The sequence below is a fragment of the Galbibacter sp. L-19 genome, from assembly GCF_056857615.1.
This window is the reverse complement of sequence record NZ_JBSXNL010000047.1, coordinates 38,865-53,819: the sequence shown is the minus strand read 5'-3', so window position 1 is coordinate 53,819 and position 14,955 is coordinate 38,865. Positions and strand designations below refer to the sequence as shown.

The following is a 14,955-nucleotide window of genomic DNA, read 5'->3' as shown; positions in this document are numbered from 1 at the left end:
CTTTTTAACTCAAAGGTATTCTCGGGAATGAGATGTCTCCCGCTGGTTAACATGACTGCGGAATATAAAAACACTTGAAAATTGATATTATAAAACTGATTTAAAACATGTTAAACCTTCATAAGAACCTATTTAACATGTAATAAGCGGGTTAATTTAATGGATAAGTCGGTTAAAATAATTTTAGAATTCCCATTACGTTCAATATGGTAAATTGCATCTTCGAGTTCTTGAGTAATTTCAAGGATGTTATTTCCATGTACAAAAGGAGCAAACTTTTCTAACTGAAAATTTTCCACAGAAAAGTCCATAAAAGCAAGTTCTTTAGCTTGGTAATTTATCAACATTGCCTGACGGAAAACATCCATACAAAAAAGAAGAAATTTCTTTTGGGTTTCACGCCCTGTTTTAGCTACTTCTTCACTCCAAGAAAGCAAATCGTGAATTACAGCTTTGTTTCCTCGGGCTTTAAATGCAGAACGTACCCAACTTACAAACCATTTTTCGAACACTAAATCCTCGGAATCTCGATTTACTAAGTCTATTGCCTTATTGTAATTTCCATTGGCTTGGTGTGCAATTTTAAGCGCTGTATTAGCATCAATTCCTTTAGCTTGCAAGGCTTCGGTAATTACATTTTCTGCCAGCGGAGGAAAGTTTAAAATCTGACAACGGGAGCGAATAGTTTGTATAATCTGCTCTTCATCTTCCGCTATTAAAATAAAAAAAGTTTTGTTAGGCGGTTCTTCAATAAGCTTGAGTAACTTGTTGGAAGCAGCGGTATTCATTTTATCAGCCATCCAAATAATCATTACTTTATAACCCCCTTCATAGGCTTTTAACGATAATGATTTTACAATTTCTTGAGCTTCATCTACCCCTATTTGCCCTTGTTTGTTTTCAACTTCTAAAACTTGGTACCAATCGAAAAGGTTTCCATAAGGCTGTTCTTTTATAAAAGTTCGCCATTCTGTTAAAAAATGATTGCTAACAGGGTTTTTCTTCACCTTATCGGTGGTTGCAACAGGAAAAGCAAAATGTAAATCGGGATGCGTAAGATTATTAAATTTTAAATTACAAGAAGCATTCCCTGTAGTATTTTCTGCGTCAGAATTTCCACACAAAACATATTGTGCATAAGCAATAGCCATTGGCAAAACACCACTTCCTTCTGGCCCAACAAACAATTGTGCATGAGAAATTCTATTGTTATCGGCACTATGCGTTAAATGTTTTTTAATGTGAGGTTGCCCTAAAACTTCGCTGAAAAGCATACTTTTTTCTTTATGGTGTGAAAGTAACTTTTCTGTTTTATTTCCACAAGTGATCCTATAAATTAGTTTGCTAGATCATTGAGATTTGAACTTCCTAAACCTTTTCCTGATTTGCTACACGATTCCTGTCCAAATATTTTTTAAATTTTCTTTCTAATACATAGCAAACTCAATTCAAGGTAGTTGCTATACAAGCTAATCTACTACCTCGGCAACCATCCAAGCGCAGTTGGGTAGACAAAGACCACAAACTAATCAAAAGAAAATAATTTAATCTTTTTCGACATAAAATGTAAGGGAATTAACCCCTCAATGAAGCATTAAAAGAATAATTCAAGGTTTTTAAGAAACAACATTCTAACGAATTTAATATCGATTTAACTTTATATAACTTATTGTGTTTTCTTAGGTAACTATAAATAATTAAATTAGCGCTTTAATAAACCCATTAAGTAAGATGAAAACGATAGACGACTTTAATTTTGAAAATAAAAAAGCTTTAATCCGTGTAGATTTTAATGTGCCTTTGGATGCTGAGTTTAATATTACAGATACAAACCGTATCGAAGCAGCAAAACCAACAATAATTAAGATTTTAGAAGACGGAGGAAGTGCAGTTTTAATGAGTCACCTAGGAAGACCAAAAGGAGAAGTTAGAGATGATATGTCTTTAAAACATCTCGCTAATAAAGCTTCTGAAATCATTGGAGTTCAAGTCAAATTTATCGACAAATGTGTAGGTAGAGTTGCAGAAGAAGCTGTAGCTGCCTTACAACCAGGAGAAGTTTTATTACTAGAAAACTTACGTTTTCATGAAGAAGAAGAAAAGGGAGACGATACTTTTGCAGAAGGACTTTCTAAGCTTGGAGATATTTATGTAAACGATGCTTTTGGTACAGCACACCGTGCCCACGCTTCTACAACAGTAGTTGCGAAGTACTTTGGAGAAAACAAATGTTTTGGATATTTAATGGCTAAAGAAATAGAATCTATTACCAAAGTAATGGAAACTGGAGAAAAGCCTGTAACAGCTATTCTTGGAGGCTCTAAAGTATCCTCTAAAATTACTATCATTGAAAATATTTTGGATAAAGTAGACCACTTAATTATTGGTGGTGGAATGACATATACGTTTGTAAAAGCACAAGGAGGAAAAATTGGCGATTCTATTTGTGAAGACGACAAACAAGAGCTAGCGCTTAATATATTAAAAGAAGCAGAAGCAAAAGGAGTGCAAGTTCATTTACCTGTAGATGTAATTGCTGCTGATGATTTTAGTAACGATGCAGAAACAAAATTCTCTCCAGTAAATGAAATTCCAGACGGGTGGCAAGGTTTAGATGCTGGTCCAGAAACATTAGAGAATTTTAAGAAAGTAATCCTTCAATCTAAAACCATTTTATGGAATGGTCCTGTTGGAGTTTTTGAAATGGAAACTTTCTCAAAAGGAACTATCGCTATCGGAAGTTCTATAGAAGAGGCTACTAAAAATGGCGCTTTCTCTCTTGTAGGAGGTGGAGATTCTGTTGCGGCTGTTAAACAATTTGGTTTTGAAGATAAAGTAAGCTACGTTTCTACTGGTGGTGGTGCAATGCTTGAAAGCTTAGAAGGAAAAACACTTCCTGGTATTGCTGCGATACTAGATTAGTATTTCTTTTAAAAAATTATACTTAAAGCTCTTCAAAATTGAAGGGCTTTATTTTTTTAACAAATTTGATATGTTTATAAATGAAAAAAATACGATTTTTACAAATTGTTCGTTTAAATGAAAACCCATATTGATTGATGAAGCAAGTTATTACCGCACTGTTATTCAGCGCTTTTGGCTCCCCCGCCTTCGCCCAACAACCTTTAAGTAATCTCCATAAGAATATACAAGGAATAGAAATTTCTAGCGATTCCCTAAATCTTGTTGACCAAGAAATTCTTAAGGATACAGATTCAGTGCTAATAGACGGAAAGCGATATGTTATTGCTGAAGAAAAAATAATTCCCTATGGGTATGCAGACCATCCGGAGGCAAAAAAAATAGATAGTATTTGGATGAATGAATTTCTAAATGCTGGTTTGTATGATACTATCTACACAGATATTACCAATTTAGAATTTGAACCCGTTGATTATATTGACCTCCCTACAGATACCTTAAAAGTTCGTTTGGCTAAATTAAACCAAAAAACTCCTTTTAATGTTGAGTACAACCCGTCTTTAGAAAGCGTTATTAAAATGTTTTTAAAGAATAAACGTGGTTTTCTAACAAGAGTAATGGCTAGGAGTCAGTTTTATTTTCCTCTATTTGAGCAGTCTTTAGACAACCATGATATCCCGCTAGAAATGAAATATTTAGCAGTTATTGAGTCTGCTTTAAATCCGAAAGCAAAATCTAGGGTTGGCGCAACAGGAATTTGGCAATTTATGTACCCAACAGGGAAGGCATATGGGTTAGAAGTAAGCAGTTATGTTGACGAACGTAGCGACCCCATACGCTCTACAGATGCCGCTTGTAAATATTTGGGTAAGCTTTATGAAATGTTTGGCGACTGGGATTTAGCATTGGCCGCCTATAACTCAGGCCCAGGAAATGTAAATAAAGCAATTAGAAGAAGCGGGGGCTCTACTAATTATTGGAATCTGCGTACGTATCTACCTAGAGAAACTGCAGGATATGTACCAGCATTTTTAGCAACTATGTATATTATGGAATATGCTAAAGAACATGGTTTTGAAGATTATAAAACGAGAGCTGCTTATTTTGAAACAGATACGATAAGAATAAAAAGACTTATTACATTTGATCAAATATCGGAGTATCTACAAATAGACCGAGAGCAAGTTCAATTCTTTAATCCATCCTATAAACTCGATATTATTCCACTTATAGATGATAAAAATTATAGTTTAAGACTCCCTAGAGAAGCTATCGGAAGATTTGTAGCAAATGAAGATTCTATATACGCACGTGTGGATAAAGAGCTTAAATTACGAGAAAAACCCCTTCCAGAATTGGTAGAAACAAGCGATCAAATTAGGTATCGTGTAAAAAGTGGTGATGTTTTGGGTAAAATTGCTGAAAAGTATGGGGTACGTGTAAGCGAATTAAAAAGATGGAATGGATTAAGAAATAACAATATTCGTATTGGGCAACGCCTAATTATTTACCCTAAAAAACCCATCGCTACAACTAGCAATAAAACCAGTAAAACAAGCGCTTCCAAGGAATATATTGTTCGAAATGGCGATTCACTTTGGAGCATTGCAAATAAATTTCCTGGAATTTCTATTAAAAATATTCAAGAATGGAACGATATTAGTGGGAGTAAATTAAAACCAGGAACAAAACTGGTTCTTTGTAAATGTTAATCCACTAGATTAGGATGTATTTACATTGAACTCATCTTAACTCTTTGTGTTTAAACTAAAAAGTTAAGTTGTGTTCATTAAGTTTAATTACACTAAAACCTAAAATGATGAAAAAAATTTTAATGGGAATTATGGTCTTTTTATTGATTCTTTCATGTAAAGAAGATAAAAAAGAAAAATTTCTTCCAAATTCTGTTGGCGCCATCAATACATTGTCAATAGTAATTGATAACGATATGTGGAATGGTCGCGTTGGCGATTCTATTCGGAAATATTATGCAGATGAAGTTTTAGGACTTCCTGTGGTAGAACCTCTATTCACTATACATCAAATACCGTTTGAAGTTTTTTCAGGAGCAACTAGAAATAGTCGTAATGTTTTAGTAGTAAAAAAAGATACTGCGGAAGTAGCTGGACTAAGAACAGATTTATATGCAAAGCCACAAAAAGTAGGGATTATTAAAGCTCCAACAGAGGATGAAATCATTCAGAAAATAGCAGAAACTGCTCCCCAAATTATAAATGCTTTTAAAAAGAATGATATTCTTGAAAGTCAGGAACGATTTACCCGTTCCTTGAACAGAGAAACTGCGCTTTCAGAAGAATTAGGAGTTTCTTTAACCATGCCTTCCATTTATAAAATAGCAAAGCAAGAAGGAAATTTCTTTTGGATAGAACGTCAAATCCGTAAAGGAACCATGAATATTTTGGTATATGAAATGCCTTTAAATAGTATTCCAGACGATTCTACCCGTGTAGACGCCATTATTAAAATGAGAGATTCTATAGGAGAGAAATATATTCCAGGGAGAAGAGAAGGTATGTATATGATTACTGAAAAAGCGTATGCCCCTTATGTGTTTGATGCTGAAATTGCTGGAAGAAAAGCAATTGAAACCAAAGGAATGTGGGAAGTTAAGAACTTTGCTATGGCAGGACCTTTTATAAATTACATTGTTACAGACAAACCTAATAATCGCTTATTAGTTTTAGAAGGTTTTACTTTTGCTCCTTCAACCAATAAAAGAGATTATATGTTTGAACTGGAAGCTGTATTAAAAACACTAAAATTTACAAGTCCTAAAAAGGATCTTGCAATAAAATCAGAATAAAAGATAACTTTATAACATCAAAAAGCCCATTTGTATTGATACAAATGGGCTTTTTGATTAATCTTATTTTAAAAAGAATATTAGATATTCTCTTTTTTCTGATCAACTGTAGGCTCTTCGTCTTCTTTTGAGGCATCTTTAAACTCTTTGATACCGCTTCCTAGTCCACGCATTAATTCAGGTATTTTCTTACCTCCAAACAATAACAGTACTAAAATAACTACTATTGCTATTTGCCATGGGCCAATCATCCCTAGAAAAATGTTTAATGATATCATTTTAATAAATTTTAGAAAACAAATGTAATAAGAAATGTATACAATAAATCATATTTTTTCTTAAAATCGTCACTTTTACCACTTTGCGACTTATAGTAAAGAGGTTTTTCACGTTAAAAAAAAACAAATATCTGTAAACAGAAAGCATTGTAACGTCCTAATATTTATATTTGCTAGTGATGATGAATAAAAAAAGAAAGAAAAGAAAGCAGATTAAAAAAAAACTGCTCCACAAGTATAGACTTGTTATTTTAAATGAAGATACTTTTGAAGAAAAGCTTTCATTTAAATTAAACAGGTTAAATGTTTTTGTATTGGGGACACTATTTTCTGTTTTCATCATTGCTTTTACAACAATTTTAATTGCTTTTACTCCTTTACGAGAATACATCCCAGGTTATTCTTCTACCTCTTTAAAAAGAACCGCTATGGATCTTACGTATAAAGCAGATTCTTTAACCGCACAACTTAGAGCAAACGAATTATATTACGATAAAATTCAAAAAGTATTAAAAGGAGAGATTAACACTCAAGAAATTCATAAAGACTCTTTATTAGAGGAAGTTAGAAGAGATACGTCTCAAATAAGCCTATTACCAAACAAACAAGATTCGCTCCTAAGAGAACGTGTTGCTAATGAAGATAAATACAATTTATTTGAATCGGCTTCTGCTACTTCAGATTATGTGCTATTTCCTCCAGTAAACGGGACGCTATCTCAACAATACAATGCCAAAGAAAAACATTACGCAATAGATATTCTAGCTCCAAAAAACACCCCCATAAAATCGGTTGCCGATGGAATGGTTATTTTTGCAGAATGGACCGCAGAAACGGGTTATGTATGTATAATAGAACATGGTTCTGGTTTAATTTCGGTTTATAAACACAATTCGTCTTTAAGTGTAAGTCAAGGCGATCAAGTTAAAGCTGGTGAAGTTATTGCTATTATAGGAAATACAGGAGAACTTACCACTGGACCTCATCTACATTTTGAATTATGGAGCGAAGGGTACCCTGTTAACCCAACCGATTATATCGATTTTGAATAAAACTATATGTCACTAAAAGCATTTGCTGCCAAAATATTTGCCAAATATATACACTATAAAAACCAAAAGTGGATTAATTCTCCTGTGGAAACACAACAAAAAGTTTTCAAAGCGTTAATTGAAGGAGCAAAAAACACACAATTTGGTAAAGATCATAATTTTGAGAAAATTGAATCCTTTTCTGATTTTGCTAAGCGAGTTCCTGTTAGAGATTACGAAGAATTAAAACCCTATATTGAGCGTGTTGTAAAAGGCGAAGAAAACATTTTATGGCCAGAAAAGCCTGCTTATTTTGCAAAAACATCTGGAACCACCTCTGGAGCTAAATACATTCCTATTACTAAAGATTCCATGCCGCATCATATTGAAGCAGCAAGAAATGCTATTCTAAATTACATTTATGAAACAGGAAACGCTGATTTTGTAGATGGTAAAATGATTTTCTTACAAGGAAGTCCCGTATTAGACGAGAAAAACGGAATTAAACTCGGACGATTATCTGGAATTGTAGCACATTACGTACCTGGGTATCTTCAGAAAAATAGACTCCCTAGCTGGGAAACAAATAAAATTGAAGATTGGGAAACCAAAGTAGATGCTATTGTAGAAGAGACGCTCCCAGAAAATATGACGGTAATTAGTGGAATTCCTTCGTGGGTGCAAATGTACTTTGAGAGAATTCAGCAGAAAACCTCAAAAAAAGTAGGAGATGTATTTAAAAACTTCAATCTCTTTATTTATGGTGGTGTAAATTTTGAGCCTTATAGAGCAAAGTTTGAAGCTTTAATAGGAAGAAAAGTAGACAGCATTGAACTCTTCCCTGCTAGTGAAGGTTTTTTTGCTTATCAAGATTCTCAGCGTGAAAAAGGAATGCTATTATTACTAAATTCTGGGATTTTCTACGAGTTTATAAAAGCAGACGACTTTAATTCGGAAGCTGCAATAAGACTAACTATTAAAGAGGTTGAACTCCATGTAAATTATGTTATGATAATTTCTACAAACGCTGGTTTATGGAGTTATAATGTTGGAGATACCATACAATTTACTTCATTAAAACCATACAGAGTTATTGTTTCTGGGAGAATAAAACATTTTATATCTGCCTTTGGGGAACATGTTATTGCAAAAGAAGTAGAACAGTCCATGCGAGAAGCTATTCAAGCATTTGGAGCTTCTATAAATGAGTTTACGGTTGCACCACAGATTAATCCAGAAAACAACGAATTACCTTACCATGAATGGTTTATTGAATTTGAAGAAAAACCATCCGATATGGAGGGTTTTGCAAAAAAAATAGACGAAACACTACAACAGCAAAACAGCTATTATTTTGATTTAATTCAAGGAAAAGTACTTCAGCAATTAAAAATTACAAGTCTTGATTCTGGCGCTTTTACCAATTTTATGAAATCTAAAGGAAAACTTGGGGGGCAAAATAAAATACAACGCCTTGCCAACGACAGAAAAATTGCTGATGCTTTAGAAGAATTTATAAAAAGATAAAAAATTATCATTCTAATGACTTAATTTCTTGCTTCAAAAAATCATATTTAATTGATGTTAAGCTTTCAATAAAATAAAGGCAGACTTTAAACAAAAAACTCTTTATAAGGAATTGAGAGAGTTAATTTTCGCTTTCATAAGCATTATACTTCATAAAATGAAGCTTATCTGCACAAAAAATAAGTAATTTCAAAAAGAACTTGTATTTTTGCTCAGTAAAATATCTTATGAGTAAAATAAAATCTAGAACAAGAGCTCAAGAATCTTCAGGAGCAATAGAGCGAATGTATATCGCTATGAGACACCTATTTAATCGTGGTTTTTACAAACCAATGGGAGTGTCTGGAGAAACATTACGAGAATCTTTATTACAATTACGTCCAGAAATCTACGGTTCTGTTGCAGAAGAAAAAGTAGAACTTAATGGGTTGGTTTATATTCTTGATAGGCTTCCTATTGGGATAGAACAATGCAGATATATAAATTTAACTTCGGAAGAGGGATACAAAAATTCTAGTTTTAAGGTAATTATTCCACCGAAAAGGAGGAGAAATTGCTACCGCATTGACAACGACCAAATGAATATTGAGATTACAAGAGGGCGCTCAGACATCTACGATATTTTAACACATCTTACATTTCTATTTATTGAATCTCATAAAATTGCCGATAATGTTTTTATAGAAGAATCTGGGCAAACTATTAGAGATTGGCAGAAGTTAGAAGAAGCAGTTTTAAAAAATAAACTTACACAGCCTGAAAGAGAAATAGCACTTAGCCATGCAGCAAGTATTTTAGGAAGAACTTTTGAAGAATGCTTAGCAGCTCATAAATTATTCTCCATCAAAGACAGCCCCGAAAGATTTTTAGAAATTGTGTATTGGATGGGAAAAATTGCTCTGGAAGAATTAATAGATGGTAATAAAAGAACCATCACTTTCAGTCCTGTATTAAGAGAACGTTTAGGTCACCATATTCACGGAGAAATTTGGGCCAACAACATAAAAAAAATTCTTAAAAAAAATAATATCCTACACCGCCCTATTCATATTATAAGTGCCAACATGCACAGTGTGATGAATTCTTTATTCGCCTCGGCAGTTTTAAAGAAAGAATTTAGTAGTCAGAAAAACGATTATGACGTTTACGAGATGTTGAGTCAGCCAGAAAGTTCTTTTCTAAGAGGGAAAGTAAAAGCTTTTGCCGAAAAGAATGGTATGATTAGTATTGACGATACATCTGGCACCAATATAGATGTTCAAATTTTTGACACCTCAAAGATTGATTTTGACAAAATAAATTTTACTTTTGACAGCAACATTGAAAAAGATCAGATGCCTGTTCTTTTTGTAATGGATTATGCTTTTGGAGAGCAAGCTTATGAAACCATTGATGAGCTTTTAAAACCCTATAAAGCTAAAGGAGAAGATAAAGAATTTTTAAATATAGATTCGGTATCTATAATGGGAAAAGCTGGGATTTTAGAAGGAGGAAAAGGAGATTTAATGATTCCTAGCGCGCATATTTTTGAGGGAACGGCAGATAATTATCCTTTTAAAAACGAATTATGTGCCAAAGATTTTGAAGGAAATGGTTTACAAGTGTTTGAAGGAACTATGATTAGTGTTCTAGGAACTTCGCTTCAGAATAAGGATATTTTAAAGTTCTTTTACGATAGTACTTGGAATGTAATTGGTTTAGAAATGGAAGGAGCACATTATCAAAAAGCTATACAATCTGCTTCTAAAATTAGAAAGAGCATTTCTGAAGATGTAAAAGTGCGTTACGCTTATTACGCTTCAGATAATCCTTTAGAAACGGGAAGTACCTTAGCATCTGGTGGATTAGGAATTACGGGTGTAAAGCCTACTTATTTAATAACGAAAAAGATTTTAGAACAAATTTTTAAAAACAACTAACTAGCATGAGCGAGAATGTTCAACCTAACCAGAACAACAATTCCGAGGAAATAGATTTAGGACAACTTTTCAAAATGATTGGAGATGGATTTCGCAAATTCTTCAATTTTATCGGAAACATTATTAAAGGCATTTTTGGAATCATAATTGCCTTCTTGCTTTTTATCCAACTACACATTATTAAATTTATAATTGCAGGTGTAATTGGAGTAGTAATTGGAGGCTATTTAGATTATAGAAAAGAGCCTGTTTACGTTTCTACTATGGTTTTAGAACCAAACTTCCAAAGTGTACAACAGCTTTATAATAATATAAATTTTTATAATGAATTAGCAGAAGCTGAAGACTCTGTAGCATTGGCTGAGGCTTTTGAAATTGATGTCCATGAGGCTGCTAGTATTAAAGAGATTGAAGCAGAATCTTATTCTGATGAAAATCAAAAAGTAAAATTATTTGACGAATTTGTAAGAAGCTTAGATACCACCACGCAGAAAGCTATTGATATGGAGAAGTATCTAGAAAACTTTAATTCTTTTGATGCTCGTTTCCATACTGTTATTGTAAAAGCTACGGATAGTAGAGTTGCTAAAAAAATCCAAAGGCCAATTATTCAATCTATCTCTAGAAATGATTATTTCAAGGTTCAAAAGAATATTCGAGAACTTAACTTAACCATGCAAGATAGTATCTTAAAGAGACAGCTTGTTGAAATAGACTCTTTACAAGGCTTGTATAAAAGAGTTATGGAGAAAGAAGCTGATAAACCTATGCAAGGAACCAGTATTAGTTTAGGTGAAGGTGGAAATACAGAACAAAATAAAGAACTTGCTTTAATTAAACAAGTTGATTTAATAAAACAAGACTTGGTTCAATTAAACGAAGAAAGAGCTAATAAATCTGAAATTGTAAATGTTATTTCAGACTTCCCAAGAAGGGGTGTAGAGGCCAAAAGCATCTTTAAAAGATATATGTTTTTACTTCCTATTACTTTATTAGGACTTGTTTTACTTGGCTTATCTTTATTAGAATTAAATAAATTCTTGAAAGAGTATGCTGCTGAACAACATAAAAAATAATAGCAAACATATAAACACTAAAAAATCCTATCAAATTAAATTTGATAGGATTTTTTTATATCGAAAAATAAGGTATTATTAATTCTTATTGAATAGTCTTGTAAGTATCCTTTTCTTCTTCACTATATATTTTCATTTGTTTCATCCAATAAAAGAAAGCAATGAAACCAATAGTTATAAAAATACAATTGATTATGTTTGACAACCACCAACTGTTTAAAAAGCGTAAAGCATCTAAAGGAATGAACAAAACGTTCTCAAATAAATCCTGAATACCATAGAAAAAGTCACTCATCAGTAAAAGATATATTAAATTTACAGCGCAAAAATACAAAAACCTGACATGATATCAAGCATTTTTGAAAGAACTAATCCTATAAACTTCATAATTCTTTGTGTTTTTATCTCCTTATTTCTTATTGGAGGCTTTTTTTTGTATTTAGAAGTGCCGTTTACGTTAGAGGTTTTAATCAAACTGTTTCAGTCACTTATCATCATAATAACCTCTTTATTTTTAATTGATTTTATTAACAGAAAAAACTTTTTGACAAAGAGTAATTCTTTTACTTTATTTTTCTTTGTTCTGATATTCTGTTTGTTTACAAAGATATTTAACCAAACAAATCTTCTTATATCCAATGTGTTTATTTTAATGTCTTTTAGAAGATTGGTTAGTATTCGTTCAAATAGAGATATAGAAATTAAAATTTTTGATGCCTCTCTTTGGGTATTTGTCGCCACTTTTTTTTATAGCTGGTCGCTACTATTTATTCTATTAGTTTTTGCTGGAATTTTTCTTTATAAAAAAAATGATTATCGAAATTTACTTATTCCATTTGTAGCATTATCGGTAGTTCTTGTGTTGGCATTCACTTTTTATTACCTAACAAATCATCTAGAAAAATTCTATTCCTTAGTTTATTTTGCGCCAGAATTTACCATAGAAAAATATGAAGACATCCGTTATATCATTCCGCTACTATTTATTTGTGTAATGGGGATTTGGAGCACTATAGCATTTTTTTTAAGGAAGCAAAGCAAGTCTTTTGTTACTAGAGTTCCTGGGATTTTAATTTTTCTCATGCTCATCTTAGCAATTTTAGTGGCTATAATTTCGGAAAGTGCAAACACTTCTGAAGTTATATTTTCCATTTTTCCACTCTCCATAATTATTGCAAAAAATGTGGAGAATATTAAAAAACTATGGATAAAAGAGATCTTTTTGTGGTCTTTTATAATCTTGCCTTTTATAATTTTATTTTTGTAGCTTTTCTCCATAGGCTAGATCTCCAGCGTCGCCAAGGCCTGGAACAATATAACCCTTATCATTTAACTTCTCATCAATAGCGCCAATCCAAAGCTGAGTTTCCTGTGGAAGTTTATCTTTTAAAAAATCTATGCCTGGCTGTGCAGCAATAACAGAAATTATGTGCACTTCTTTAGGTAAGCCCACCTTTGTGAGTGCTTCAAAAGTTGCCAATAATGATTGTCCAGTTGCCAGCATTGGGTCGGCCAGAATAAGCACTTTATTATCTAAGTTTTGTGAAGCAAGGTACTCCACATTAATTTCAAATTCTGTTTCTGAAATATGATAACGATATGCAGATATAAATGAAGAATCTACCCAATCAAAATAATTTAAAATTCCGTTGTGCAACGGAACCCCTGCACGCAAAATAGAACAAACAACTACCTTGTCATCAATCAAGTTTGCTTTAATTTCTGACAATGGAGTCTGTATTTCTTCCGAAGAAAAATGTAAACTTTTACTCATTTCATAAGCTAAAATTTCTCCAATACGCTCAATGTTTCTTCTAAAACGCATCCTATCATTTTGAATGTTGACATTTCTTATTTCAGCTAAAAAATGATTAACAACAGAGTTTGTTTCACTTAAATTATGGACCTTCATCAAAACAATTCTTTTAATTCTTCTCTCAAATTTACACATTCTCTAAATTCATCCGTCTTTAAATAAGTATATTTGTGGTTTAAAGTAAAAATTGAATGTTTAGCGAACTTGCTTTTAAAATTTTTGAAGAGAGTATTCTTACCTATCATATAAAAGATACGGTAAATCAACCCTTTGAAAATCCGTATCCAAAAGATGATATATCCCATCTTTTATACCGCAAAAATTGGATTGATACCGTACAGTGGCACTACGAAGATATTATTCGTGATCCAAATATTAATGAGAAAGAAGCCTTGGTATTGAAACGAAAAATAGATGCATCAAATCAAGATCGGACCGATACGGTAGAATATATTGATAGTTATTTTCTTCAGAAATATAAAGACGTTTCTGTACAACCCGATGCTACCATCAATTCGGAAAGTCCTGCTTGGGCTATTGACCGACTTTCAATTTTGGCATTGAAAATTTATCATATGAAAGAAGAAGTTACGCGTGCCGATGCTTCAGAAAATCATAAAAAACAATGTCAAGAAAAGCTAACAATTCTCCTAGAACAAAAAAAAGACCTTTCATTGGCTATTGATCAGCTTTTAAATGATATAGAAACAGGGAAAAAATATATGAAAGTGTACAAACAGATGAAAATGTACAACGACGAAAACTTAAACCCTGTACTTTACAAGAAATAAACTAAAGATGAGTAATAAAAAAGACATTCATATTTTTTGCATGAAGTGGGGTACACTTTACGATGCTACCTATGTAAACCGTTTGCACAGTATGGTAAAGCGCAATTTAACGCTCCCTTTTACCATGGTTTGTTTTACAGATGATGAAACTGGAATTGATGAAGATATTAAATGTTTTCCCATTCCAGAAGTTAAAATAAACTCCAACCTTCCTGAGCGGATGTGGAAAAAGCTAACTACGCTAAAAGAAGACCTTTATGGATTACAAGGAACCGCTTTATTTTTAGATTTAGATGTAGTTATTGTAGATAATATCGATTGTTTTTTTGAAGATGATAACGCCTTTATGATTATTAAAGATTATAACAAACAATGGCGAATTACAGGAAACTCATCGGTTTATCGGTTTGAAATTGGCAAACATGGTTATGTTTACGATTATTTTGTTGAAAATTTCGATACTATAAGAAAAGACCATCGAAATGAGCAAGAATACCTTTCGTGGGCAGTTCATGAAAAAGGATTATTAAATTATTGGCCAACCGAATGGTGCCCAAGTTATAAATATGATTGTGTTTCTAGGATTCCGTTTGCATTTTGGAAAGTTCCAGAAATCCCTGAAGGCGCAAAAATTATTATTTTTCATGGGGAAATAAATCCGCATAAAGCAATCAAAGGAGGTCGTGGGAAATGGTATCGATACGTACGCCCTGCAAAATGGGTAGCCAATTATTGGAAATAAGATCCTAGTAAACTATCTGGAAGCAAACC

14 protein-coding genes are annotated in these 14,955 nt (G+C 32.6%); 10 read left to right on the top strand and 4 right to left on the bottom strand.

Annotated features, from left to right (window positions below; translation table 11 throughout):
* Window positions 1-128: 128 nt before the first annotated feature.
* Window positions 129-1,274 (bottom strand): DNA polymerase III subunit, encoded by a 1,146-nt coding sequence (locus tag AC13CQ_RS06660; protein ID WP_008611530.1) that lies wholly within the window; start codon window positions 1,272-1,274, stop codon window positions 129-131.
* Window positions 1,275-1,731: 457 nt separating this feature from the next.
* On the opposite strand from AC13CQ_RS06660, the gene AC13CQ_RS06655 reads away from it, so the two are divergent.
* From AC13CQ_RS06655 to AC13CQ_RS06645, 3 genes are all read left to right on the top strand, one after another.
* The gene (locus AC13CQ_RS06655; protein WP_008611529.1) at window positions 1,732-2,922 is read left to right on the top strand and encodes a phosphoglycerate kinase; all 1,191 of its coding nucleotides are present in this window, start codon (window positions 1,732-1,734) and stop codon (window positions 2,920-2,922) included.
* 137 nt (window positions 2,923-3,059) lie between these two features.
* A complete protein-coding gene (locus tag AC13CQ_RS06650; RefSeq protein ID WP_474506873.1) occupies window positions 3,060-4,634 on the top strand; it encodes a LysM peptidoglycan-binding domain-containing protein in 1,575 nt (524 codons plus the stop codon).
* Window positions 4,635-4,738: 104 nt separating this feature from the next.
* Window positions 4,739-5,746, top strand: coding sequence for a DUF4837 family protein (locus AC13CQ_RS06645; protein ID WP_008611527.1), 1,008 nt, complete (start codon window positions 4,739-4,741; stop codon window positions 5,744-5,746).
* A gap of 80 nt (window positions 5,747-5,826) precedes the next feature.
* Here the strand turns inward: AC13CQ_RS06645 and tatA are convergent, their stop codons facing one another.
* A complete protein-coding gene (gene tatA / locus AC13CQ_RS06640; protein WP_008611526.1) occupies window positions 5,827-6,024 on the bottom strand; it encodes a twin-arginine translocase TatA/TatE family subunit in 198 nt (65 codons plus the stop codon).
* 182 nt (window positions 6,025-6,206) lie between these two features.
* Here tatA and AC13CQ_RS06635 point away from each other — a divergent pair, with 182 nt between their 5' ends.
* From AC13CQ_RS06635 to AC13CQ_RS06620, 4 genes are all read left to right on the top strand, one after another.
* Window positions 6,207-7,076 carry a M23 family metallopeptidase gene (locus tag AC13CQ_RS06635; protein WP_040879527.1) on the top strand — a complete coding sequence of 290 codons (870 nt, stop codon included), beginning with the start codon at window positions 6,207-6,209 and terminating at the stop codon, window positions 7,074-7,076.
* A gap of 6 nt (window positions 7,077-7,082) precedes the next feature.
* Window positions 7,083-8,582: a GH3 auxin-responsive promoter family protein gene (locus AC13CQ_RS06630; RefSeq protein ID WP_474506874.1), complete on the top strand. Its 1,500-nt coding sequence runs from the start codon at window positions 7,083-7,085 to the stop codon at window positions 8,580-8,582.
* A gap of 227 nt (window positions 8,583-8,809) precedes the next feature.
* Window positions 8,810-10,501: a DUF6909 family protein gene (locus AC13CQ_RS06625; RefSeq protein ID WP_008611523.1), complete on the top strand. Its 1,692-nt coding sequence runs from the start codon at window positions 8,810-8,812 to the stop codon at window positions 10,499-10,501.
* Between the two features lie 5 nt (window positions 10,502-10,506).
* Window positions 10,507-11,577, top strand: a complete 1,071-nt coding sequence (locus AC13CQ_RS06620) for a hypothetical protein (protein ID WP_474506875.1) — start codon at window positions 10,507-10,509, stop codon at window positions 11,575-11,577.
* 85 nt (window positions 11,578-11,662) lie between these two features.
* On the opposite strand, the gene AC13CQ_RS06615 is transcribed toward AC13CQ_RS06620, so the two are convergent.
* Window positions 11,663-11,872, bottom strand: a complete 210-nt coding sequence (locus AC13CQ_RS06615; protein ID WP_008611521.1) for a DUF6341 family protein — start codon at window positions 11,870-11,872, stop codon at window positions 11,663-11,665.
* Between the two features lie 48 nt (window positions 11,873-11,920).
* Here AC13CQ_RS06615 and AC13CQ_RS06610 point away from each other — a divergent pair, with 48 nt between their 5' ends.
* Window positions 11,921-12,844: a DUF6427 family protein gene (locus AC13CQ_RS06610; protein ID WP_474506876.1), complete on the top strand. Its 924-nt coding sequence runs from the start codon at window positions 11,921-11,923 to the stop codon at window positions 12,842-12,844.
* On the opposite strand, the gene upp is transcribed toward AC13CQ_RS06610, so the two are convergent.
* A complete protein-coding gene (upp, locus tag AC13CQ_RS06605) occupies window positions 12,833-13,489 on the bottom strand; it encodes a uracil phosphoribosyltransferase (RefSeq protein ID WP_335587949.1) in 657 nt (218 codons plus the stop codon). The two genes, AC13CQ_RS06610 and upp, sit on opposite strands and share 12 nt — an antisense overlap.
* 95 nt (window positions 13,490-13,584) lie before the next feature.
* On the opposite strand from upp, the gene AC13CQ_RS06600 reads away from it, so the two are divergent.
* Window positions 13,585-14,184 (top strand): DUF4254 domain-containing protein, encoded by a 600-nt coding sequence (locus AC13CQ_RS06600; protein ID WP_008611518.1) that lies wholly within the window; start codon window positions 13,585-13,587, stop codon window positions 14,182-14,184.
* A gap of 7 nt (window positions 14,185-14,191) precedes the next feature.
* Window positions 14,192-14,926, top strand: a complete 735-nt coding sequence (locus AC13CQ_RS06595; protein WP_008611517.1) for a hypothetical protein — start codon at window positions 14,192-14,194, stop codon at window positions 14,924-14,926.
* Window positions 14,927-14,955 lie beyond the last annotated feature (29 nt).